At 63.7% G+C, this 20,989-nt stretch carries 22 protein-coding genes; 7 read left to right on the top strand and 15 right to left on the bottom strand.

Annotated features, from left to right (window positions below; all coding sequences use genetic code 11):
* Positions 1-10 precede the first annotated feature (10 nt).
* Together ACMGG8_RS08265 and ACMGG8_RS08260 are read right to left on the bottom strand one after the other, a co-directional pair.
* On the bottom strand, positions 11-571 hold the full coding sequence (locus tag ACMGG8_RS08265; protein WP_060841187.1) for an ankyrin repeat domain-containing protein: 561 nt from the start codon (positions 569-571) through the stop codon (positions 11-13).
* Between the two features lie 67 nt (positions 572-638).
* Positions 639-2,180 carry a catalase gene (locus tag ACMGG8_RS08260; RefSeq protein WP_060841188.1) on the bottom strand — a complete coding sequence of 514 codons (1,542 nt, stop codon included), beginning with the start codon at positions 2,178-2,180 and terminating at the stop codon, positions 639-641.
* Positions 2,181-2,467: 287 nt separating this feature from the next.
* Here ACMGG8_RS08260 and mscL point away from each other — a divergent pair, with 287 nt between their 5' ends.
* Positions 2,468-2,881 carry a large-conductance mechanosensitive channel protein MscL gene (gene mscL / locus ACMGG8_RS08255; RefSeq protein ID WP_060841189.1) on the top strand — a complete coding sequence of 138 codons (414 nt, stop codon included), beginning with the start codon at positions 2,468-2,470 and terminating at the stop codon, positions 2,879-2,881.
* 49 nt (positions 2,882-2,930) lie between these two features.
* Here mscL and ACMGG8_RS08250 read toward each other — a convergent pair whose 3' ends face one another.
* Positions 2,931-3,707: a ferredoxin--NADP reductase gene (locus ACMGG8_RS08250; RefSeq protein WP_060841190.1), complete on the bottom strand. Its 777-nt coding sequence runs from the start codon at positions 3,705-3,707 to the stop codon at positions 2,931-2,933.
* 214 nt (positions 3,708-3,921) lie between these two features.
* Here ACMGG8_RS08250 and ACMGG8_RS08245 point away from each other — a divergent pair, with 214 nt between their 5' ends.
* Positions 3,922-5,046 (top strand): methyltransferase, encoded by a 1,125-nt coding sequence (locus ACMGG8_RS08245; protein ID WP_414159435.1) that lies wholly within the window; start codon positions 3,922-3,924, stop codon positions 5,044-5,046.
* A gap of 66 nt (positions 5,047-5,112) precedes the next feature.
* On the opposite strand, the gene ACMGG8_RS08240 is transcribed toward ACMGG8_RS08245, so the two are convergent.
* The 3 genes from ACMGG8_RS08240 to ACMGG8_RS08230 all read right to left on the bottom strand — a co-directional run bounded on the left by ACMGG8_RS08240 (position 5,113) and on the right by ACMGG8_RS08230 (position 7,806).
* Positions 5,113-5,280 carry a DUF2474 domain-containing protein gene (locus ACMGG8_RS08240; protein WP_082729298.1) on the bottom strand — a complete coding sequence of 56 codons (168 nt, stop codon included), beginning with the start codon at positions 5,278-5,280 and terminating at the stop codon, positions 5,113-5,115.
* Positions 5,281-5,355: 75 nt separating this feature from the next.
* A complete protein-coding gene (gene cydB, locus ACMGG8_RS08235) occupies positions 5,356-6,363 on the bottom strand; it encodes a cytochrome d ubiquinol oxidase subunit II (RefSeq protein ID WP_060841191.1) in 1,008 nt (335 codons plus the stop codon).
* A gap of 3 nt (positions 6,364-6,366) precedes the next feature.
* Complete coding sequence (locus ACMGG8_RS08230) at positions 6,367-7,806, bottom strand: cytochrome ubiquinol oxidase subunit I (protein ID WP_011063588.1); 1,440 nt, start codon at positions 7,804-7,806, stop codon at positions 6,367-6,369.
* Positions 7,807-8,380: 574 nt separating this feature from the next.
* Here ACMGG8_RS08230 and ACMGG8_RS08225 point away from each other — a divergent pair.
* Positions 8,381-9,619, top strand: a complete 1,239-nt coding sequence (locus ACMGG8_RS08225; protein WP_108546200.1) for an MFS transporter — start codon at positions 8,381-8,383, stop codon at positions 9,617-9,619.
* Positions 9,620-9,653: 34 nt separating this feature from the next.
* Here the strand turns inward: ACMGG8_RS08225 and ACMGG8_RS08220 are convergent, their stop codons facing one another.
* Positions 9,654-9,950 (bottom strand): hypothetical protein, encoded by a 297-nt coding sequence (locus ACMGG8_RS08220; protein WP_060841193.1) that lies wholly within the window; start codon positions 9,948-9,950, stop codon positions 9,654-9,656.
* Positions 9,951-10,284: 334 nt separating this feature from the next.
* Here ACMGG8_RS08220 and ACMGG8_RS08215 point away from each other — a divergent pair, with 334 nt between their 5' ends.
* A complete protein-coding gene (locus tag ACMGG8_RS08215; protein WP_060841194.1) occupies positions 10,285-10,563 on the top strand; it encodes a type II toxin-antitoxin system RelE/ParE family toxin in 279 nt (92 codons plus the stop codon).
* Between the two features lie 15 nt (positions 10,564-10,578).
* The gene (locus ACMGG8_RS08210) at positions 10,579-10,869 is read left to right on the top strand and encodes a HigA family addiction module antitoxin (protein ID WP_414159434.1); all 291 of its coding nucleotides are present in this window, start codon (positions 10,579-10,581) and stop codon (positions 10,867-10,869) included.
* 3 nt (positions 10,870-10,872) lie between these two features.
* Here the strand turns inward: ACMGG8_RS08210 and ACMGG8_RS08205 are convergent, their stop codons facing one another.
* Positions 10,873-11,424: a DJ-1 family glyoxalase III gene (locus tag ACMGG8_RS08205; RefSeq protein ID WP_060841195.1), complete on the bottom strand. Its 552-nt coding sequence runs from the start codon at positions 11,422-11,424 to the stop codon at positions 10,873-10,875.
* 62 nt (positions 11,425-11,486) lie between these two features.
* Entirely contained in the window at positions 11,487-11,936 is a 450-nt protein-coding gene (locus tag ACMGG8_RS08200; RefSeq protein ID WP_060841196.1) for a DUF4879 domain-containing protein, read from the bottom strand.
* A 207-nt stretch (positions 11,937-12,143) separates the two neighbouring features.
* Between ACMGG8_RS08200 and ACMGG8_RS08195 the strand changes: the two genes are divergently transcribed.
* Both ACMGG8_RS08195 and trmA read left to right on the top strand, forming a co-directional pair.
* Positions 12,144-13,436, top strand: coding sequence for an NCS2 family permease (locus ACMGG8_RS08195; protein ID WP_060841197.1), 1,293 nt, complete (start codon positions 12,144-12,146; stop codon positions 13,434-13,436).
* The gene (gene trmA, locus ACMGG8_RS08190) at positions 13,433-14,512 is read left to right on the top strand and encodes a tRNA (uridine(54)-C5)-methyltransferase TrmA (RefSeq protein WP_060841198.1); all 1,080 of its coding nucleotides are present in this window, start codon (positions 13,433-13,435) and stop codon (positions 14,510-14,512) included. Before ACMGG8_RS08195 ends, trmA begins: the two co-directional genes overlap by 4 nt.
* A 236-nt stretch (positions 14,513-14,748) precedes the next feature.
* Here trmA and ACMGG8_RS08185 read toward each other — a convergent pair whose 3' ends face one another.
* From ACMGG8_RS08185 to ACMGG8_RS08160, 6 genes are all read right to left on the bottom strand, one after another.
* Positions 14,749-15,366 (bottom strand): heme acquisition protein HasA, encoded by a 618-nt coding sequence (locus tag ACMGG8_RS08185; RefSeq protein ID WP_060841199.1) that lies wholly within the window; start codon positions 15,364-15,366, stop codon positions 14,749-14,751.
* 82 nt (positions 15,367-15,448) lie between these two features.
* The gene (locus tag ACMGG8_RS08180) at positions 15,449-18,154 is read right to left on the bottom strand and encodes a TonB-dependent hemoglobin/transferrin/lactoferrin family receptor (protein WP_414159433.1); all 2,706 of its coding nucleotides are present in this window, start codon (positions 18,152-18,154) and stop codon (positions 15,449-15,451) included.
* A 131-nt stretch (positions 18,155-18,285) separates the two neighbouring features.
* A complete protein-coding gene (locus ACMGG8_RS08175) occupies positions 18,286-19,293 on the bottom strand; it encodes a FecR family protein (RefSeq protein ID WP_414159432.1) in 1,008 nt (335 codons plus the stop codon).
* Positions 19,294-19,356: 63 nt separating this feature from the next.
* Positions 19,357-19,878 carry an RNA polymerase sigma factor gene (locus tag ACMGG8_RS08170; RefSeq protein ID WP_060841202.1) on the bottom strand — a complete coding sequence of 174 codons (522 nt, stop codon included), beginning with the start codon at positions 19,876-19,878 and terminating at the stop codon, positions 19,357-19,359.
* 110 nt (positions 19,879-19,988) lie between these two features.
* Positions 19,989-20,447, bottom strand: a complete 459-nt coding sequence (locus ACMGG8_RS08165) for a DUF2442 domain-containing protein (RefSeq protein ID WP_414159431.1) — start codon at positions 20,445-20,447, stop codon at positions 19,989-19,991.
* Positions 20,444-20,866 carry a DUF4160 domain-containing protein gene (locus ACMGG8_RS08160; RefSeq protein WP_414159430.1) on the bottom strand — a complete coding sequence of 141 codons (423 nt, stop codon included), beginning with the start codon at positions 20,864-20,866 and terminating at the stop codon, positions 20,444-20,446. The genes ACMGG8_RS08165 and ACMGG8_RS08160 overlap by 4 nt, the downstream gene beginning before the upstream one ends.
* Between the last annotated feature and the right edge of the window lie 123 nt (positions 20,867-20,989).

Raw genomic sequence — 20,989 nt, 5'->3', positions numbered from 1 at the left:
CTGGAACGGATCAGCGCGGCGGCGCGGTGCGTATCTGCCCGCTGGCCAGCCGCGTGGCGCTATTGCCCAGGGGATCCTCGGCATTCAGGTCCGCGCCTTTGGCCGCCAGGGCCTGAAGCAATTCCTCCCGCTGGAACAGCCCGGCATACATGGCGGCGGTCTGCCCCGCGCCGTTGCGCTGGTCGGGGCTGCAATCGGCGGCCAGCAGGCGCCGGGCAATCTGCACCTCGCCCTTGAAGATCGCCCCCATCAATGCGGTGTTGCCGCGCTTGTCCTGGGCACAGGCATTGGCGCCGGCGGCCAGCAGGCGCTCCACCGCCGGGCCCTGGCCGTGATAGGCGGCCAGGATCAGCGCGGTGTAGCCCTTTTCATCCTGGGTATCGAGGGCGTAACCGGCCTCGATGAAGGTGTCGAGCATTGCCACGTCGCCCCGGCGCGCGGCATCGAAATAGTAGTGTTCCAGTTGAACCTTGACCGCCACCGGGTCGGCACTCGCCGCTGGTTCGGCCGCCGGCTGCGCATAGGCGACAAACGACCAGGCCACTGACAACAGCGCTATAAAAAGACGCATGGCGCGACTCCTCTGTCGGAAAAAGACGTCACGCCCGGACGGGCGTGACGAGGTGAGGCTGGCGCGATCAGTCGCTCAGCTTGGCTGCCAGGGCCTTGACCCGGGCCAGGTCGCCCTTGGCCACGCGGGTCACGCCGCTGCCGTACTCCGGGTCGGCCTTGTAAAGGAACGACAGGATGATGTGCTTGCTCTCGTCGTCAGTGGTGGCCAGGGAGCCGCCGAAGCTGTCGATCAGGTCCTGGCGCTCTTTCTTGCTGAAGGAGCGATACAGGTCCCCGGCCTGCTTGAAGTTCTGCTCACGCTGGATCTTCGCCTGCTGGGTGCTGCCCGACAGCGCCATCTGGCTGTAGCGCGCGCTTTGCGGCTCTTCACGCGGCATCAGGCGGCTCGGCTGGTAGTTGACCCCGGTGCTGGTGTGGCCCAGGTTCATGGCGCCGTCCTGGTTGCCGTTGTTCACCGGGCTCTTCGGCGCGTTGATCGGCAGTTGCAGGGCGTTGGCGCCCAGGCGGTACATCTGGGTATCGGCGTAGGAGAACACCCGGCCCTGCAGCAGACGGTCTTCCGACGGTTCGATTCCCGGCACCAGGTTGGACGGGGCCATGGCCACCTGCTCGGTTTCCTGGAACACGTTGGCCGGGTTGCGGTTCAACACCATCTGCCCGACTTTGCGCTCGGGCACATTCGGCCAGATCTTGGTGGCGTCCAGCGGGTCGAAATCAAACTTGGCCAAGTCTTCGGGTTTCAATACCTGGACATACAAGTCCCACTTGGGAAAGTCCCCTTTATTGATGTGGGTTACCAAGTCGTTGCTCATATGGCTGTAATCACGCCCCTGGACCTCGACCACTTGTTTCGGATCGAGATTCTTCAGGCCTTGCAGGCTCTTCCAGTGAAACTTCACGTAATGCACTTCGCCCTTGGCATTGATCAACTTGTAGGCGTGCACGCCATTACCATCCATTTCCCGGTAACTGGCCGGAGTTCCGGAGTTGGAATACAGCTCGGTCAATGTGCGAGTGGCTTCGGGAACATGAGAGAAGAAATCAAAACGTCGCGAGTCATCATCCAGATTGGTGCGCGGATCGGGTTTGAACGCATGCACCATGTCCGGGAACTTGATGGCATCGCGAATGAAGAACGTCGGGAAGTTGTTGCCGACCAGGTCCCAGTTACCCTCTGCGGTATAGAACTTGGTGGCGAAACCCCGTGGGTCGCGCAAGGTTTCCGGGGAGTGGTTGCCGTGCACCACCGAGGAAAAACGGACAAATACCGGAGTGGTCTCACCGGCGGCAAAGACCTTGGCACGGGTCAGGTCGCTGAGGCTGTCGGTGACGGTGAAAGTGCCGTGGGCGCCGGTACCACGGGCGTGTACCACACGCTCTGGAATGCGCTCGCGATCAAACCGCTGAAGCTTCTGGATCAGTTGCACATCTTGCAGCAACACCGGGCCGGTGGCGCCTGCAGTCTGTGAATTCTGGTTATCGCCTACGGCCGCGCCATTGTCGCGGGTCAGCGTGGCAGCCTGTACGGAAAGGGAAAGCAGACTGGCGGCAAGCACGCCCAGTATGCGTCGCTGGGAAAGACTCCCAAGGCCAAGAGAAGCGGTCATGTTGAATTCCTCTAGTTATATAAGGCGCATCCCGATGCGCTCGCTAGAGGCTAGTGGCTAACTATTTGAATGATAAATAGAAAGCCCGCAACCACTCGATTGACAGAATGTTCTGGTTATCTCATCTGATGCGGGGTATATCGCGCGCGATCTGCTGGCACTTTGAATAAACTCTTTGCCTGTTTATCGGTCAATAAGCCTGCAAGCTGTTAAAAGTTGTGTCGGCAAAATGCTTTTTGCTGAATTACACTGCCGTAACCAACCTCATCTGTAACAAGGAATAACCTATGGGCGTGCTAAGTGAGTTCAAGGCCTTCGCGGTCAAAGGCAATGTGGTCGACATGGCCGTGGGTATCATCATTGGCGCTGCGTTCGGCAAGATCGTCTCGTCCTTTGTCGGCGACGTGGTCATGCCCCCCATCGGCCTGCTGATCGGTGGGGTGAACTTCGGGGATCTGGCAGTCACGCTCAAGGCCGCGGCGGGCGATACGCCGGCGGTGGTGTTGGCGTACGGCAAGTTCATCCAGAGCATCATCGACTTCATCATCATTGCCTTCGCCATCTTCATGGGCGTCAAGGTGATCAACCGCCTGAAGCGTGAAGAGGCCGTGGCCCCGACACTGCCGCCGGTACCGAGCAAGGAAGAAGAACTGCTGGGGGAGATCCGCGATCTGCTCAAGGCGCAGAACAACAAGCCCTGAAACAGGCTTCAGCACTACAAGGAACGGCGCCCTCAAGGCGCCGTTTTGCTTACCAGTAGGTTTCCACCGCCACCTGCCCCGGCCGCCGGCTCAGGCTCAGGTTCATGCCCCGCTGCTTGAGCAGCGCACGGGTGTCATCGATCATCTGCGGGTTGCCGCAGAGCATCACCCGCGAATGCTCGGGGGTCAGTGCCACGCCGGCGGCACGCTCCAGCTCGCCGTTCTCGATCAGTTGGGTGATGCGCCCGTTGAGGCTGCCCGGATGCTGCTCGCGGGTCACGGTGCTGATGAACTGCAGCTTGTGGGCCACTTCCGCCAGGTACTCACGCTGGGGCAACTCGGCGAGCAACTGCTGATAGGCCAGCTCCTTGGCCTCGCGCACGCTGTAGACCAGGATGATGCGCTCGAATTTCTCCCACACCTCGAAGTCCTGCAGGATCGACAGGAACGGCGCAATCCCGGTCCCGGTGGATAGCAGCCATAGGTCGCGACCGTCGACAAAACGGTCCAGGGTCAGGTAGCCAAAGGCCTGGCGATCCACCAGCAGGCTGTCCCCCACTGCCAGGCGACTCAGTTCGCTGGTGAACTCGCCGCCAGGCACCACGATGGAAAAGAACTCGAGAAACTCATCGAACGGCGACGACACCATGGAATAGGCGCGCCACACCGTACTGCCATCGGCCTTGGTCACCCCGAGACGGGCGAACTGCCCGGCACGAAAGCGAAAACCCGCGTCCCGGGTGGTGCGCAGGGTGAACAGGCTGGAGGTCAACGGCTGGACCTCCAGCAGGGTCTGGCGCGTGTACTTTTCTTCACTGGCGGTCATGACGGGCTCCACAAAAGCGATGCTCTAGTGTCCCGCAAAGCGCCGGACAGAAACACCGGCGGTTTGTAGTGGCATAGAGCGCGGGCAATCCCCGGCAAAAAAACGTACCATTTAGCCCCGCTTCGAATGGCCCGCACCGCCGCTGTTCGAGGGTTCCCGTGCGCGCGACAGCCCCCACCGCCGGGACATTCACCGATTACCTAGAGTCCGCCCCATGCCCCTGCTTGCAAGCCCCTTCGCCCAGCTCGACCTGATCCGCCAGCCCGAACAGCAGAACGAGCCGCTGCAAGCCTTCGACGCGGCGGACGAATACCTGCTCAACCACCTGGCCGAGCAGCAACCGACCAGCGACAGCCGGGTGCTGATCCTCAATGACAGCTTTGGCGCCCTGGCTGCAAGCCTGCTGGGCAAGGTCCAGGTCAGCAGCAGTGGCGATTCGTACCTGGGCGCCCTGGCCCTGGAAAAGAACCTGGCGCGCAACGGCCTGCCCTTCGACGCCCTGCGGGTGATACCGGCCAGCGAGCCGTTGCACGGCCCCTTCGACCGGGTGCTGATCCGCGTGCCCAAGACCCTGGCCCTGCTGGAAGAGCAACTGATCCGCCTGCAAGGGCAACTGGCCCCAGGCGCCCAGGTCGTGGCGGCGGCCATGATCAAGCACCTGCCCCGCGCCGCCGGCGACTTGCTGGAGCGCTACATCGGCCCGGTGCAGGCCTCCCTGGCGGTGAAAAAGGCCCGCCTGCTGATCGCCACGCCAGAAGCCAGGCCGGCGATGGTGTCGCCCTACCCGACCCGCTATCGCCTGGAGCAGCCGGCCATCGAGCTGCTCAACCACGCCAATGTGTTCTGTCGCGAAGGCCTGGACATCGGCACCCGCGCCTTCCTCCCGCACCTGCCGCAGAACCTCGGCAGCGCCCGGGTCGCGGACCTGGGCTGTGGCAACGGCGTGCTGGCCATCGCCAGCGCCCTGGACAACCCCCAGGCCCACTACACCCTGGTGGACGAGTCCTTCATGGCCGTGCAGTCGGCCCGGGAGAACTGGCAGGCGCTGCTCGGTGACCGCGAAGCCGAGATGCGTGCCGGCGATGGCCTGGCCGGGCAGGCGCCGCAGTCCCTGGACGTGGTGCTGTGCAACCCGCCGTTCCACCAGCAGCAGGTGGTGGGCGACTTCCTCGCCTGGCGCATGTTCCAGCAGGCCCGGGAGGCCCTGGTGGTGGGCGGCGCGCTGTATATCGTCGGCAACCGCCATCTGGGCTATCACAGCAAGCTGGCGCGGCTGTTCCGCGGCGTCGAACAAGTGGCGGCGACGCCCAAGTTCGTGATCCTCAAGGCGCGCAAGTAACAGGCAAAAAAAACCCTCCGCTGGCGGAGGGTTGAAACCGTGCCGCAAGGCAACGGGATGGGATGATCAGTGGGTGGTCAGGCCCGCAGCATTCATGAACAGGCGCATCAGGCTGGCCACCACGAACAGGGCCAGTACGCTGCCACCCCAGATCATCGCCAGCCAGCCCAGGCGCTGCCACAGCGGTTTCTTTTCCGCCTGTTCGATTTCCTGCAAAGAGTGTTTACCGCTCATGATTGCAACTCCTGCCTAACCCGAATTCCCGTAGGGCCCGGCTTGCCAGCGAAAGCGCCAGCAGCCGGCTCCTGCCTAGTGGTAACCGTCTTCGTGGGTGACCTTGCCGCGGAACACGTAGTAGCTCCAGAAGGTGTAGCCCAGGATGAACGGGATGATGAACAAGGTCCCCACCAGCATGAAGCCCTGGCTCTGCGGCGGCGCGGCGGCGTCCCAGATGGAGATCGACGGCGGCACGATGTTCGGCCACAGGCTGATGCCCAGGCCGCTGTAGCCGAGGAAGATCAGCACCAGGGTCAGCAGGAACGGCGTGTAGTGGGCATTGCGGGCCACGGCGCGCAGCAGGCCGTACATGGTCACCAGCACCAGGATCGGCACCGGCAGGAACCAGAACAGGTTCGGCAGGGTGAACCAGCGCGCGGCGATCTCGGCGTGGGCCAGCGGCGTCCAGATACTGACGATGCCAATCACCGCCAGCACCACATAGGCCAGGGGCCGAGCAATGTCATGCATCTGCTGCTGCAGCTTGCCTTCGGTCTTCATGATCAGCCAGGTGCAGCCGAGCAAGGCATAGGCCACCACCAGCGCCAGGCCGCAGAACAGGGTGAAGGGCGTCAGCCAGTCCAGCGAGCCGCCGGCGAACTGCCGGTTGACCACCGGCAGGCCATCGATGAACGCCCCCAGGGCCACACCCTGGAAGAAAGTTGCCGCCAGCGAACCGCCGATGAAGGCCTTGTCCCAGATATGGCGCTTGTCGTCCTTGGCCTTGAAGCGGAACTCGAAGGCCACGCCGCGGAAGATCAACCCCACCAGCATCAGGATCAGCGGCAGGTAGAGTGCCGAAAGCACCACCGAGTAGGCCAGCGGGAAGGCGCCGAACAAGGCCGCGCCCCCCAGCACCAGCCAGGTTTCGTTGCCGTCCCAGACCGGGGCGACGGTGTTCATCATCACGTCACGGTCGCGCTCGTCCTTGACGAACGGGAAGAGAATCCCAATCCCCAGGTCGAAGCCGTCCATGACCACGTACATCATGATGCCGAAGATGATAATCACGGCCCATAACAGCGGAAGATCAATACCCATGACTCAGTTCCCCTTGTTCAGGCGGGTGCCGTGGTCGGCGTCGTGGTCATCGTCGGCTGCGGACAGCGGACGGGCCGGGGTACGTTTCTGCCCGGGACCACCGTGGCTGGTTTCGGCACCTTCGTTGGTGACCGGACCTTTGCGCACCAGGCGCATCATGTAGCCGATACCCACGCCGAACAGCGAGAAGTACACCACCACGAACAGCGCCAGGGTGATGCTCATCTGCACAAAGCTGTGCCCGGACGAGGCATCCGCCGTGCGCATCAGGCCATAGACCACCCACGGCTGACGGCCGATCTCGGTGGTGAACCAGCCCGCGAGGATCGCAATCAGCCCGGATGGGCCCATCCACAACGCCAGGTACAGGAACGGGCGCGAGGTGTAGAGGGTGTCGCGCTTACGCAGCCAGAGGCTCCACAGTCCGGTGAAGATCATCAGCATGCCCAGGCCGACCATGATCCGGAACGACCAGAAGACGATGGTCGAGTTGGGCCGGTCCTCGGGCGGGAACTCCTTGAGCGCCGGCACCTGCTTGTCCAGCGAGTGGGTGAGGATCAGGCTGCCCAGGTAGGGGATTTCCACCGCGAAACGGGTCTTCTCGGCCTTCATGTCCGGCCAGCCGAAGAGGATCAGCGGGGTCGGCTCGTTGCCGACGTTTTCCCAATGGCCTTCGATCGCGGCAATTTTCGCCGGCTGATGCTTGAGGGTGTTGAGGCCGTGGAAGTCGCCAATCACCGCCTGCACCGGCGCCACGATCAGGGCCATCCACATCGCCATCGACAGCATGCGACGAATGGCCGGGTTGTCGCGGCCCCGCAGCAAGTGCCAGGCTGCGGACGAACCGACGAAGAACGCCGTGGCAACGAACGCGGCGACCGCCATATGCGCCAGGCGATAGGGGAATGACGGGTTGAAGATCACCGCCAGCCAGTCCACCGGGATCACCTGGCCGTTGACGATTTCATAGCCTTGCGGGGTCTGCATCCAGCTGTTGGACGAGAGGATCCAGAAGGTCGAGATCAGGGTACCGATGGCCACCATCACCGTGGAGAAGAAGTGCAGCTTGCGCCCGACCTTGTTCCAGCCGAACAGCATCACACCGAGGAAACCGGCTTCCAGGAAGAAGGCCGTGAGCACTTCATAGGTGAGCAAGGGGCCGGTGACCGACCCGGCAAAGTCCGAGAAACGGCTCCAGTTGGTGCCGAACTGGTAAGCCATCACCAGGCCGGAAACCACACCCATGCCGAAGTTGACGGCGAAGATCTTCGACCAGAAGTGGTAGAGATCACGGTAGGTGTCGTCGCGGGTTTTCAGCCACAGGCCCTCGAGTACCGCCAGGTAACTCGCCAGGCCGATGGTGATCGCCGGGAACAGGATGTGGAACGAGATGGTGAACGCGAATTGAATTCGGGCGAGATCAAGCGCCTCTAAACCGAACATAAGCTTTCCTCTATCAGGTAATACCGGCTGCGGGCCAAGGGCCAGCGCCTACTGCCCCCACGGATATGGAGTTCGGCGAATTCGGATTCGTTCTTTTTTAAACCATCGCAACGTAGGGATTCTGGCCCTTGGGCCGCCACATCAAACCACTGGAAAAGGTTTTGATCTGGGTCAAGCAACGTTAAAAGAGTAGTCCTATTTTCGGCACACAACTCTGTGGTTATTTGCCGCGTGACAGCTTGCCTCACCCTCTCAAGTTCGGGGTTTTCCCGGCGTTTTCCCACGCAAAACGCCTGTAGCCGCTGCTGAGCCTGCGACGCGGCGAAAGGCCGGGCCGCGTTCGGTACGCAGGGCCTTGCCTGGCGATTGCCCGTCGAACCTGCGGCGTATTCAAGATCCTGGCGTCTCCTCCGGAGCCGTTCGCAGCCTGCGGCAGCGGCTACAAGGGTTGGCGACCCGGCATGGGAGCAAAAAAGAAGATAGATGCGCAGCTAACGATTTTCCCGCGCACCGCAACTATTGGTTACATCTTGGTGATAACCTCGTCGCACTCCCCGCTCAGATTGACCGCCCGATGCCCAGCCAAACGCCTCTGTTGCTCCGTCACCATCGCCCGTTCATCGCTTTCTGGCTGGCCCGGATCTTCACCGCCAGCGGTTTCCAGATGCTCACCGTGGCCATCGGCTGGAACCTCTACCAACTGACCGGCAACGTGCTCGACCTGGGCCTGGTGGGACTGGTGGAGTTCGCCCCGCGCGTGCTGTTCATGCTGCACACCGGGCATGTGGCCGATCGCTACGACCGGCGCCGGGTAGCGGCGATCTGCCAGTCGCTGCAAGCCTTGATCGCCCTGGCCCTGGCCGTCGGCAGCCTGACCGACAGCGTCACCCGGGAAATGATCTTCATCCTGGCCTTCCTCCTCGGCGGCGCCCGCTCCTTCGAGATGCCCACCACCCAGGCCCTGCTGCCGAGCATCGTGCCCGCGGCGCTGTTTCCCCGGGCGGTGGCCGCCGCGCAATCGGCGCAACAGTCGGCGACCATCGTCGCCCCGGCCCTGGGCGGGTTGCTGTATGCCTTCGGCAGCGTCTGGGTCTACGGCCCCACCGTGGTCCTGTACCTGATCGCCTGCCTGCTGATGCTCAACCTGCCGGCGCGGCAAACGCCGCTGAACAAGGGCAAGGCCACCCTCGACTCGCTGCTGGCGGGCATCCGCTTCATCCGCAGCCGCCCGGACATTCTCGGCGCCATCTCCCTGGACCTGTTCGCGGTCCTGCTGGGCGGTGCCACCGCACTCTTGCCGGTGTTCGCCAAGGACATCCTGCTCACCGGCCCCTGGGGCCTCGGGCTGCTGCGCTCGGCGCCGGCGGTGGGCGCCTTGCTGATGTCGCTGTGGCTGGCGCGCTTTAGCGTCGAGCGCAAGGTCGGGCGGGTGATGTTCACCGCGGTCGGGGTATTCGGCGTGGCCACCATCGCCTTCGGCCTCTCGACCTCGTTCTGGTTTTCCCTGGCGGTGCTGGTGGTGCTGGGGGCGGCGGACATGATCAGCATGGTGATCCGCGCGTCCTTCGTGCAGCTGGAAACCCCGGACGACATGCGCGGCCGGGTCAGCGCGGTGAACGGCCTGTTCATCGGCGCTTCGAACCAGCTGGGGGAATTTGAATCCGGGCTGACCGCCCACTGGTTCGGCACCGTGCCGGCGGTGGTCCTGGGCGGGGTCGGCACGCTGGTCGTGACCGGGGTCTGGATCAAGCTGTTCCCGACTCTGGCCAAGCGCGATCGGATGATCGAGCGAGTGGAAGAGGCCAAGGCCTGAAGCCGCGCCGGACGGGCGCGGCCAGATTCAGTTATCAATGACCGGGCTGAGCCTCAGCGGCTACACGCCATTTCGCCGCCTCCAGCAGGTCGCAACCATCCTGGGTCAGTACATAGAGCACTTCGATGATGTGCGGGATGTCCTTCACATCGCCGTGGCTGAAGTTCAGGCAGCACAGGGTTTCCAGCAGGTTGGCAGCGGTACGCATACGATGCTCGGCCGCCTCGTGAAGCGCCTCAGGGGACGCATTGGCGTTGATGAAGAGAACACCTGGAAGGCCAGCGCTGGATTTGAGCGGGAGGTAGCGAGGAGTATCAATTGAAATATTCATCGAGAAATCCTTTTTGGTCATGAATGCACTGGGCTGAATAACAACCCAGCGCCCGCCGAACTTGAATGCAAAGCGCCTTCTAATTTCGGGTGACCAAACCCGTTCACTGAATTGGCAGCGACGGCGCGAACTATAGAAGTGCTGGAGCGAACGGTGCAATGAGCGGCCTGTTAACCTTTGTTACCCGCTTTCGAGCCCCACCGTCAGGCCGCTGTAGGCGGCCCTCTCCAACAACAATCAATGCACGCAACCACCTCGTAACAGCGTGTTGATCATTCTCTGCAATACAAAACCGCTACGAAGAGTGTAAGGTATCGCCTTACACTCGCTCCCCATGATCAAGTCCTTTCAGCACAAAGGCCTGCGCGCCTTCTATGAAACCGGATCGACTCGTGGAATACGGGCTGAGCATGCACGCCGGCTGGCCCGCCAGCTGTCGTTCATGGATCACGCCAGCGAACCGGCAGACCTCAACCTGCCGGGCTGGCGGCTGCACCCACTCAGGGGCGACCTGCACGGCTATTGGTCCCTGGTGGTGTCCGGCAACTGGCGAGTGATCTTTCGTTTCGTAGGTTCGGATATCGAACTGGTCGATTATCTGGACTACCACTGAACAGGAGGCAGGATCATGCCCATTCACAACCCACCCCACCCCGGTGACACCCTGCGCCTGGATGTCCTGCCTGAGCTGGGCATCAGCGTGACGGAGCTGGCCCGGCATATCGGCTATGCCCGCCCGCATCTGTCCAAGGTGTTGAACGGCCATGCGCCGATCCGCGCGGAACTGGCGGTCCGCCTGGAACGTGCCGGAATCGGCAAGGCCAAGGCCTGGCTGGCGGTGCAGGCCGATTACGACATCTGGCACACCGAGCAGGAGTTGCAACCGGTGATCGAGCCTATCGCGGCCCATGTCGGCTGAGCCCTATACCAGCAACTCTGCTGCCACCTGGGCGCGCTTGGCGCGACCGCACAACGCCTCCACCAGGGCCAGGGCAAACGCCAGGGCGGCGCCGGAACCCTGGGCGGTGATGCAGTTGCCATCCACCACCACCGGCTGGTCGACAAAGCTGCAGCCCAGCAGCTGATGGCTGGCACTGGGCAGGCAGGTCATGCGCCGCTGGCGCAGCACGCCATAGGCCTGCAAGGCCAGGGCCGGCGCTTCGGCGATGCCGGCGAACAGGCGCCCCGCTGCTGCCTGGTCCTTGACCAGTTGCATCAGCGGTTGGTGGCTCGCCAGGTGCTGGGCGCCCACCGCGCCGCCAGGCAATACGATCAGATCGAAGCGCTGGGCCAGTACATCCACCAGCATGGCGTCGGCGGTCAGCCGGGTGCCCCGGGCGCAGGTGAGCATGCGCCGGTTTTCGACGCTGGCCGCCAGCACTTCGAGTTCGGCACGGCGCAGGACATCGATCAGGGTCACGCTTTGCAGATCATCGATGCCTTCGGCAAGGGTGACCAAGGCTCTGAAGGTCATGGGGATGACTCCACAAGGAACGTCTTCAGAGCTTAGTCAGCTTTGCCCCGAACCGTTCGCCGCTACCTGATGTAGATCTGCGCGCCGAGGGTATTGCCCGGCGCGTTGATCGAGGTGTTGCGGAAACTGAAGGTGCCTTCCTGCTTGCCCGCCAGGTCGAACACATAGATGTAGCCGACGGTGATCCCGGAGTTGCCGCAAGGCACATAGCTGGAACCGTCCTCGCACACGGCCGAACGGGTGCCGTCGACTTCAAAACCGTCCAGGGTCACATGGGGCTCGCGGCCGTAGCCGATCTCCAGCACATAGACCTTGATGTTCGGGCCGCTGTGATCGCACTGGGTCCGTTCACGGCCGTCGGAAACGTCCTCCAGGCCGCAGGAAGGTGACAGCACCTTGAGAATCTCCACCCGGCTCAAGGGTGGCGCCGAGCGAGCCACGGCCGGAGTCGTCAGCCAGCAGGCCGCTGCTCCCACCAACGCCAACGCGATCATTTTCACTGTGCTGCGCATAAATCCTCCCTTGAAAGCAGGGCGCAGTATGCGCTACTTGCCAGCGGGGCAAAACATCGCCGACGATCGCAGCCATTGGCCCACGCTGCTGGTATGATGCGCGGCTTTTTCCGACCCAGGGCAAATCCGCAGGCACCTTATAAAGTCTGTGCTTTGCTGTTGGAGTCGATACATTCACGGCGCCCGGCGGCGCCACGGGGAGCAGACATGCTGGAAAGGCTGTTTCAACTCAAGGCACACAACACCAACGTGCGCACCGAGATTCTTGCGGGCGTCACCACCTTCCTGGCCATGGCCTACATCCTTTTCGTCAACCCGAGCATCCTCGGCGAAACGGGCATGGACAAGGGCGCGATTTTCGTCGCCACCTGCCTGGCGGCGGCCATCGGCTCCACCGTCATGGGCCTGATCGCCAACTACCCGATCGCCCTGGCACCGGGCATGGGCCTGAACGCCTTCTTCACCTACACCGTGGTCCTGCACATGGGCCACACCTGGCAAGTGGCGCTGGGTGCGGTGTTCATTTCGGCGGTGCTGTTTTTCATACTGTCGATCTTCAAGATCCGCGAATGGATCATCAACAGCATCCCCCTGCCCCTGCGCTCGGCGATTGCCGCCGGTATCGGCCTGTTCCTGGCGCTGATCGCCCTGCATAACGCCGAGATCGTGATCGGCAACAAGTCGACCCTGGTGGGCCTGGGCGACCTGAGCAAACCGGCCCCGATCCTCGCGGCCCTGGGCTTTGCCCTGATCGTGGCCCTGGAAGCCCTGAAAGTGCGCGGCGCCGTGCTGATCGGCATCCTCGCGGTAACCCTCGTCTCCATTCTCATGGGCGTCACCCCGTTCGGCGGCGTGACCTCGATGCCACCGTCCCTGGCCCCGACCTTCCTGCAGCTGGACATCAAGGGCGCCCTGGACATCGGCCTGATCAGCGTGATCTTCGCCTTCCTGTTCGTCGATCTGTTCGACAACTCCGGCACCCTGATCGGCGTGGCCAAGCGCGCCGGCCTGATGGGCAAGGACGGCCACATGCCGAAAATGGGCCGGGCGCTGATCGCCGACAGCACCGCGGCCATGGCCGGTTCCCTGCTGGGCACCTCGACCACCACCAGCTACATCGAATCCGCCGCAGGCGTGAGCGCCGGCGGCCGCACCGGCCTGACCGCCATCGTGGTGGCGATCATGTTCCTGCTGGCGCTGTTCTTCTCGCCACTGGCGGCCAGCGTGCCCGCCTTCGCCACCGCGCCGGCCCTGCTGTTCGTCGCCGTGCTGATGACCTCGGGCCTGGCGGAAATCGACTGGGACGACATCACCGTTGCCGCTCCCGTGGTGGTCACCGCCCTGGCCATGCCTTTCACTTACTCCATCGCCAACGGCATTGCCTTCGGCTTTATCGCCTGGACCGTGATCAAACTGCTGTCGGGCCGCGCCCGTGAGCTGAACGCGCCCCTGGTGATTCTGTCGATCCTGTTCGTGATCAAGCTCGGTTACCCCGCATGACTTTTGACGCCGCAAGCTACAACAGCCAGTTGAACGACAAGGTCGCGCGCCTGCGTGACCTGCTGGCGCCTTTCGATGCGCCCGAGCCCCAGGTCTTCGACTCGCCCTTGCAGAACTTCCGCCTGCGTGCCGAATTCCGCCTGTGGCGCGAAGCCGGTGAGCGGCACTACGCGATGTTCTCCCAGGACGACAAGCGCACGCCGATCCTCATCGAGGAATTCCCCATCGCCAGCCAGCGCATCAACCAGTTGATGCCCCGGCTCAAGGCCGCCTGGCAAGCCAGCGCGCCCCTGAGCCACAAGCTGTTCCAGGTGGAGTTCCTCACCACCCTGGCGGGCGACGCGATGATCACCCTGTGCTACCACCGCCCGCTGGACGAGCACTGGCACAAGGCGGCGAGCCAATTGGCCGCCGACCTCAACGTCAGCGTGATCGGCCGCTCCAAGGGCAAGCGCGAAGTCATCGGCCAGGACTACGTGGTGGAAAAGCTCGACGTCGGCGGGCGTACCTTCAGCTACCGCCAGCCCGAGGGCGCCTTCACCCAGCCCAACGGCACGGTGAACCAGAAGATGCTCAACTGGGCCTATGAAGCCCTGGGCGAACGCCAGGACGACCTGCTGGAGCTGTACTGCGGCAACGGCAACTTCACCCTGCCCCTGGCCACCCGGGTGCGCAAGGTGCTGGCCACCGAGATCAGCAAGACCTCGGTCAACGCCGCGCTGAGCAACCTCAGCGAAAACGCGGTGGATAACGTCACCCTGGTGCGTCTGTCCGCCGAAGAGCTGACCGAAGCCCTGAACGAGGTGCGTCCGTTCCGCCGCCTGCAAGGCGTGGATCTGAAGAGCTACGAATTCGGCAGCGTGTTCGTCGACCCGCCCCGGGCCGGCATGGACCCGGACACCTGCGAACTGACCCGGCGTTTCGACAACATCCTGTACATCTCCTGCAACCCGGAGACCCTGGCGGCCAACATCGCCCAACTGCACGACAGCCACCGCATCACCCGCTGCGCGCTGTTCGACCAGTTCCCCTGGACTCACCACATGGAATCCGGGGTCTTGCTGACCCGCCGCTGATCGGCCCTGCGTCAACCAACAGCCGTCCTCGCGACGGCTGTTTGCATTCTGCCGCCCGCCCCCTGCACAGGAGCCGGCTTGCCGGCGATGGGCCCACTGGGACATGCGCCGTGCTGGCGGGTGCTTTCGCTGGCAAGCCAGCGCCTACAAGGCCAGGCCTGACGCGCCCCAGCATTGACCACCGCCGCCCCCTGGCTGTGTAAAACGCGGGCGACGGCGGTGTATCAAGCCGACACTCAGGCGGCCAGGGCCCAGTCCAGGGCCATGCCCGGTACGCCCACCAGGCTGATATCGGTCGCGACTGCGGCAGCCGGGGTGGCGTGGGCAACGCCGGCCGCGGCCAGGTCGTCAAAGGTCGAGTTCAGCGACAGGCTGGGGTCGATGGCCTTGAGCAGGGCATCGATCTCGCCGGCCAGGGCCGAGCTGTCACCGCTCATCAGGCCGTAGACCACCTTGTGCACTTCGCCTGCACGCCCTTCTTCCTTGAGGCTGTCGAGGCCCAGGTTGCTGAAGCTGACTTCCTGGCTGACCAGGTGGTAGTTGCTGCCCGCACCACCGGCGAGGGTGTCGCCCAGGGAGATGGTGTCCACCGAGCCCCACAGGGTATGGCTCGGGTTGCTGAACAGGGTGTAGTGCAGGTTGCCGTCGGCGACGAAGGCGGCGTCGCTGGCGGTGCTCTTGATCGCGTACTGGGTGCCGTCGAACGGGCCCGGGTTGAAGCCGCCGGTGTTGGTGCCATCGACCACTTCGCCTGGGCGGTGGTTGACGTCACCGAAGTAGGCCGACCAGTCAGTCAGGTATTGCGCAACAGTATTACCGCCGTAGGTAGCGCTGTAAGAGATCGAAATGCTCATGCAAAACTCCAATACATAGGTGGGTCATGGCCGCAGCACGCCAATGCCTGCTGCGGTTTTGCCCGGCAACGGGCAAAAGCGCTCAGAACTGATATTCCACGCTGCCCTGCAGGGTCCGGCCGCGGCCGAGGGTGAAGGCCAGGACATCGCCGAGGGGCACCAGGTAGGCGCGGTCGGTGACGTTTTCCATGGCCAGGCGCAGGGTCAAGTCTTCAGTGGCCCGGTAGCTGCCATACAGGTCGTAGACGGTGTAGGGCTTCCAGTCGGCCGGGTAGACGCCGGTCTGGCTCACGGTGCCGGTGGCGGAACCGGCGATCGAGTAGCCGGCGCTGTAGCGGGCCCGGGCACCGATATCCAGCTTGCGTTCGAAAAAGCGCGCGCCCAGGGTCAGGGTGCCGCGGTCCATGGGCATGTGTTCGGCCGAGCCGAGGATCGCGGCATTGCAGCGGCTGGCCTGGTTGGCGGCCTCATCGGGGCGCATGCCGGTGACGATCGCGCCACGCCCGGTGCCGCTCTTCACCGGCTGGGTCACGCCTCCCAGCCAGGCGACTTTCGTGCAGAAATCGTTGTCGCCGATCATGTGGGTGTAGTTCAGCTGGCCGTAGGCGCGGCCGGTGTCATAGTCCAGCTGGTATTCCACGCCCTTGAAGCGGGTACTGCTGAGGTCGTTGACGTAAGCGCTGTTGCCGATGCCGGGCGAACCGTAGCCGGGGGGCTGCACGCCCATGGCCATATAGATGAAGTCGTCGACCCGGGTATCGAAGTAGGCCACCTTGATTCCCAGGCGGTCATCGTTGAACCAGAGGTTTTCCTTGAAGACGTTGACCCCCGCTTCCCAGGTGGTGGAGCGCTCCGGCTTGAGAAACGGGTTGGGGAAGGTGCTCTCCGAGCCGCCGCCGTGGGGCCGGCCGCTGATCATGGTTTCGGTCACCGCCGGGGGCCGCCAGCCCTTGCCATAGCTGGCGAACAGTTGCAGCCACTCGACCCCGGGCTTGACCGAAAGGCCGAAGGTCGGCGAGAAGCGTCCTTCCTGGTTGTCGATGTCGTAGGCCACGGGCACCGAGACCTGCTGCGGCGTCTTGCCGATGACAAAGGTGCGGGTGTTGATCCCGGTCTCGCCCCGCAGGCGGTAGCGGTCGTAGCGCAGCCCGGCATTGAGGTTCAGCCAGCCGTCGTAGTCGAAATCCAGCCGCGTGAACAGGCTGCCCAAGGCCCGGTCGCCCTCGGGGGTCATGCTCGCCGCCGGCGAGGCGTTGACCGCCGAACCCTTGGGCACCGGCTGGCTGGAGTCGGGGCGGACCTTGTCATAGAAGAACTCCAGGCCGTAGTTGGCCTTGAGCGTGGACAACTCGCCCAGGGCAAAGGTCGAGGTGTTCTGCGCCTGCGCGCCGTAGGTGTCGGTCTGGTAGGTGATCGAATAGCCCGGGCTGCTGCGGCGGGTCAGGGTGCTCTGGTCGTTACTGTTGTCGACGTAGTAGAGCTTGGCCTTGAAATCGATCAGCGGGTTGTCCGGGGTGTAGCTGTAGTCGAGGCCGACGTTCTGCGAATGCACCTTGCTGCTGCCGAGCTTTTCCCAGAGCCGCTCCTGGTTCTCGGTGTTCATCATGTTGGCGTCGTCGTAGGCCACCTCGGTGCTCAGGTAGCTCAGTTGCAGACGCTGGTCCTGGGGCAGGTTGAGCCCCAGTTTGGCCAGGCGTGAGCGCATCACCGAAGCGGAATAGGCCACCTTGGAGTGCTTCACCCGGTCATTGATCGACGGGTCCATCCAACTGCCGGTGCGCAATTCACCGATGCCGCCACGGGTCCCCGGCCGGTAGTCGCCCAGGTGCCGCTCACTGGCGGCCAGCAGCATGTCCCAGGCTTGGGTGCCGATGGCGAAGGCGGAGCTGCCGATGAAGTGAGTGCCGTTGCTGCGGCCGCCCAGGCCCGTGGTCAGGCGGATCCGGCCACCAAGCTCCTGGCCGGGCTTGAGCAGGTCGCGGGCCTCAAGGGTGCGAAAGTTGGCGACTCCGCCGATCACCCCGGCGCCGCCCATGGTCGAGGTCGCGCCCTTCTCCACCACCACTTCGGAGAGCAGCTCGGGGTCGACATAGAGGGTGCCGTTGCGCTGCTGGTGGCCGCTTTGCTGATAGTTCTGGCGCATGCCGTCCACCGACATATTGACCCGGCCATAGTCCTGCAGGCCGCGGATGTTCACCGACAAGCCGGGGTCCTGCTGGCTGACGGCCGAGTACACGCCGGAGGTTTCCTCCAGCATCTCGGCGGCATGCCGCGGTGGATTGCGATCCAGTTGCTCGCGGCCGACCATGCTCACCGAGCGCGGCGCGTTGTATACCCAGTCGCTCTGGCGGCCTTCGAGATCAGCGGAAACCGTGGTGGGGGCCAGGGCCAGGGCGCCATCACGCGCGGCTTCCACCCGGCTCAGGGTCACCTGGCGCTCACCGCTAAAGCGGTACTCCACCGGGGCATTGCCCAGCAGGCGGGCCAGCCCGTCCTCAGCGCCGTAGCGCCCCTTGAGTGGCGAACTGTGCAAGCCATGCAGGCGCAGGCTGTCGAACAGCACTTGCACCCCGGCCTGCTCGGCAAACAGCAGCACGGCACTGCCCAGGGCTTGGGCGGGAATATCGAAATCCAGCTCGCGTGGCTGCTGGGTACTCTGCCGGGCAGCTCCGACAGGCTCCGCCGCGTGCAGCAGGCCGCTTCCCGCCAACAGTCCTGCTACGCCCAAGTGGATGGCCAGGGCCAACCGACTTGCGGCGTGAATTCCAGTGCGACGGCCTACCCTCATGTCCCTGATTCCTGCGCTGGCTATTTTTGTTTATGCGAATGCATCTCAATTAGCTAGACGTGCCAGGCCGGAAAACTCAGTAAGGTTTTTTCCGATTATTTTTCAGGGATAGGGAAAGAGGCCCGCAGGCCTCAGTAAATCAGGCTGACGCCGGCCAGGTCGAAACGTTGCACCTGCAGCTCCTGGGTCAGGGTGACCAGGGCGGCGTCGAGCATGTCCAGGCGGAAGACCGCGCTGACCTGCCGCTGGGCCAGGGCCCTGTTGGCCAGCACCACCCGCCCGGGGCGATAGCGATTCAGACGCTCCACCACCACGCCCAGGGGCTGGCGATCGAACACCAGCACACCGCGCCGCCAACTGGTGGCCCGTTGCAGGTCGAGCCCATCGAGGGCGACCACGCCTGACTGCGGGTCATAGCGCACGCTCTGCCCTTGCTGCACAACCTGCTCGCCAGTGCCACCCTGCGCCGGAGCATCCAGGCTCACCGCGACACTGTGCTGCAACACCCCGACCCAGGCTTGCTGGTCGCTCTCCCGACCGACCACGAAACGGGTGCCCAGGGCCCGGGTCTGGCCACCGGCGCTGCGTACGATGAAGGGGCGCTTTTCCTCGCCGACCATGGGCGCCACGTCAAACACCGCGGAACCGGCCAACAGCTGGACCTGACGTTTCTCGTCGCTGAAATCCAGACTGATGGCGCTGTCCGAATCCAGCTCCACGGTGCTGCCATCGGCCAGTTGCACGCTGCGCACCTGGCCTTTTCCGGTCAGGTAGTCGGCTTGCAGGTACAGCAGCGCCTGCGGCCCTTGCAGCCAGCCCAGGGCGACCGCCAGCACCAGCACGGCCGCGCTGGCAACTCGTGGCAGCAGACGCCGGCGGCGCGCTCGATGCGCCGCCGGCCTTCCTGCCTGACGCCATGGCGGCGCCGTGCCGGCCAGCTCCGGGTCCAGGCGCAGCTCTCCCAGGGCCTCCCAGGTCTGCCGGGCAAACGCCAGGGCCTCGGGGTGACGTAGGTCGGCGGCCTGCCACTGGGCAAGCTGCGCCTGCTCGACGGCGCTCAGCCCTCCCGCCTGCAAACGCACCGCCCAGTCGGCAGCGGCCTCGGTGATACTGCGCTCTTGCGGACCCTGGCTATTCACGTGTGAATCTCGATTTCTCGTTATACATAAGCAGTGACGTCTGACCCCGACTTTTACCGTAACTCACTGGTCAACCGGCCGACCGTCGGTAGCCTGCAGGCGTTGCATCACATAGGCCAGTGCCCGGGCCAGGTGCTTTTGCACCGAGCTGTCGGAAATGTTCAGGTGCCGGGCCACCTCGGCGTGGGTCATGCCTTCAATGCGGTTCAGGCGAAAGATTTCCCGGGTCCGCGGCGGCAGTTCCGTGATCGCCTGTTTCAGTGCCTTGCGCTGTTGCTGCGCCATCGCCTGAGCCTCCAGCCCGGCCGCCTCATCCTCGATGTCGGCCAGCACTTCATGGGGCACGGTCTGTGTCTTGCGCCGCGCTTCCTGACGTACATGGTCGATCAGCAGGTTGTTCGCCGTGCGGTAGAGATAGCCCTGGGAGTTGTCGATCCGCTCGCCGTGCCGATGCTCGGCCAGCCGCAGGAAGCTCTCCTGCACCAGATCTGCGGCCAACTGCGGGTCCCGTACCTTGCGCGCCAGATACCCACGCAAGGCAGCGGCATGCTTGAGAAACAGTCCCTTGAGATCCACGTCCGACAAACCTACTCCCTGGAACATGAAGGAAATTGCCGGGCATCTTAAGATCAGTCGAGAATGATTTTCAATTGATATCAATATTCATTGGCGATCCACTCTGGCGCCGGTCAACCTCATTCCGGCGCCTGGGCCGGCGCCTCCACCTTGCGCGGCCGGCCGCCCTTCTTGCCGTTAAGGCGCGCCGCCCGAGCCTTGGCCGCGCTGCTTTGCCGACCGTTGCGGGACGCGACCAACTGGGTCGCCAGTTTCATCAGCGGCTCGCTGGCAGACAGCAACCCGACAATCGACACCTGCAGGTCAACAGCCTCATGGCACACCGCCGTGGCGGAAAAGCCCAGCTGCAGTTGCTGCAACTGGGTGTCGCTCAGCGCCGCCAGCTCCGGATAGTTGTCCACCGGCAGATGAATCGAACTGCCATCGGCAAAGCCCAGGCACAGGCACCCGGCGGCATAGCCCAAGGTGCTGACTTGCAAACCCGCGTCATGACGCGCTTCACCGCGTTCGACCGCTTGATCCAGCAACGCCTGGGTCAAAGGCACATCGACCGGCACCGCTGCTTTGATGACTTTCATAGTTCGATCTCCACTCCTTGCGCCGCGCCCACCAGGGTCAGGCGCGTCAGGTTTCGTTGTTCCACGGAGTGCGCCGACTCGATCAGGTACACCCTGCAGCCGGCGCTTGAACGTTCCACCACAGCGTTCGCTTGCCAATCCCACAACTGCTGCTCAAGGCACAAGGTACGCAGCTTGCTCCACCCGATACGCCGAGCCAGATGCACCCGTTGCGTCAAGGCCTGGCGCAAGCCCTCAAGGACTGCCAGCGCCGGGCGGCGACCATGGGGGACAACGTCCCAGAGCTCGACGCCGTTGTGCCAGAAGCTGAAGCGAAAACGGGCACTCCAACGACCGCCATCCACATGCACATGGGGTGGGCAATGTTCGTCACGCAACATGACGACGACCGCATAGCCCTTGTAAACGAACACTTTCATGCTAACCCATCAGTTAGGTTATTGAGTCCAAAGACTCATGTTTCCATGATTAATCCGACCACTGGCCTGAAAGAGCAGCAGGAGGTGACCTGCTTGAGGTTAGCCCCGGAGAGGGCCAGGGCA

It is taken from the genome of Pseudomonas sp. BNK-45, from assembly GCF_047456255.1.
Classification (GTDB): domain Bacteria; phylum Pseudomonadota; class Gammaproteobacteria; order Pseudomonadales; family Pseudomonadaceae; genus Aquipseudomonas.
This window is presented reverse-complemented; position numbering and strand designations above follow the sequence as displayed.

What these genes read in the sequence shown, in the direction of transcription:
- ACMGG8_RS08265 (WP_060841187.1), bottom strand. Translation starts at nt 571, where the DNA reads ATGCGTCTTTTTATAGCGCTGTTGTCAGTGGCCTGGTCGTTTGTCGCC.
- ACMGG8_RS08260 (WP_060841188.1), bottom strand. Translation starts at nt 2,180, where the DNA reads ATGACCGCTTCTCTTGGCCTTGGGAGTCTTTCCCAGCGACGCATACTG.
- mscL (WP_060841189.1), top strand. Translation starts at nt 2,468, where the DNA reads ATGGGCGTGCTAAGTGAGTTCAAGGCCTTCGCGGTCAAAGGCAATGTG.
- ACMGG8_RS08250 (WP_060841190.1), bottom strand. Translation starts at nt 3,707, where the DNA reads ATGACCGCCAGTGAAGAAAAGTACACGCGCCAGACCCTGCTGGAGGTC.
- ACMGG8_RS08245 (WP_414159435.1), top strand. Translation starts at nt 3,922, where the DNA reads ATGCCCCTGCTTGCAAGCCCCTTCGCCCAGCTCGACCTGATCCGCCAG.
- ACMGG8_RS08240 (WP_082729298.1), bottom strand. Translation starts at nt 5,280, where the DNA reads ATGAGCGGTAAACACTCTTTGCAGGAAATCGAACAGGCGGAAAAGAAA.
- cydB (WP_060841191.1), bottom strand. Translation starts at nt 6,363, where the DNA reads ATGGGTATTGATCTTCCGCTGTTATGGGCCGTGATTATCATCTTCGGC.
- ACMGG8_RS08230 (WP_011063588.1), bottom strand. Translation starts at nt 7,806, where the DNA reads ATGTTCGGTTTAGAGGCGCTTGATCTCGCCCGAATTCAATTCGCGTTC.
- ACMGG8_RS08225 (WP_108546200.1), top strand. Translation starts at nt 8,381, where the DNA reads ATGCCCAGCCAAACGCCTCTGTTGCTCCGTCACCATCGCCCGTTCATC.
- ACMGG8_RS08220 (WP_060841193.1), bottom strand. Translation starts at nt 9,950, where the DNA reads ATGAATATTTCAATTGATACTCCTCGCTACCTCCCGCTCAAATCCAGC.
- ACMGG8_RS08215 (WP_060841194.1), top strand. Translation starts at nt 10,285, where the DNA reads ATGATCAAGTCCTTTCAGCACAAAGGCCTGCGCGCCTTCTATGAAACC.
- ACMGG8_RS08210 (WP_414159434.1), top strand. Translation starts at nt 10,579, where the DNA reads ATGCCCATTCACAACCCACCCCACCCCGGTGACACCCTGCGCCTGGAT.
- ACMGG8_RS08205 (WP_060841195.1), bottom strand. Translation starts at nt 11,424, where the DNA reads ATGACCTTCAGAGCCTTGGTCACCCTTGCCGAAGGCATCGATGATCTG.
- ACMGG8_RS08200 (WP_060841196.1), bottom strand. Translation starts at nt 11,936, where the DNA reads ATGCGCAGCACAGTGAAAATGATCGCGTTGGCGTTGGTGGGAGCAGCG.
- ACMGG8_RS08195 (WP_060841197.1), top strand. Translation starts at nt 12,144, where the DNA reads ATGCTGGAAAGGCTGTTTCAACTCAAGGCACACAACACCAACGTGCGC.
- trmA (WP_060841198.1), top strand. Translation starts at nt 13,433, where the DNA reads ATGACTTTTGACGCCGCAAGCTACAACAGCCAGTTGAACGACAAGGTC.
- ACMGG8_RS08185 (WP_060841199.1), bottom strand. Translation starts at nt 15,366, where the DNA reads ATGAGCATTTCGATCTCTTACAGCGCTACCTACGGCGGTAATACTGTT.
- ACMGG8_RS08180 (WP_414159433.1), bottom strand. Translation starts at nt 18,154, where the DNA reads ATGAGGGTAGGCCGTCGCACTGGAATTCACGCCGCAAGTCGGTTGGCC.
- ACMGG8_RS08165 (WP_414159431.1), bottom strand. Translation starts at nt 20,447, where the DNA reads ATGAAAGTCATCAAAGCAGCGGTGCCGGTCGATGTGCCTTTGACCCAG.
- ACMGG8_RS08160 (WP_414159430.1), bottom strand. Translation starts at nt 20,866, where the DNA reads ATGAAAGTGTTCGTTTACAAGGGCTATGCGGTCGTCGTCATGTTGCGT.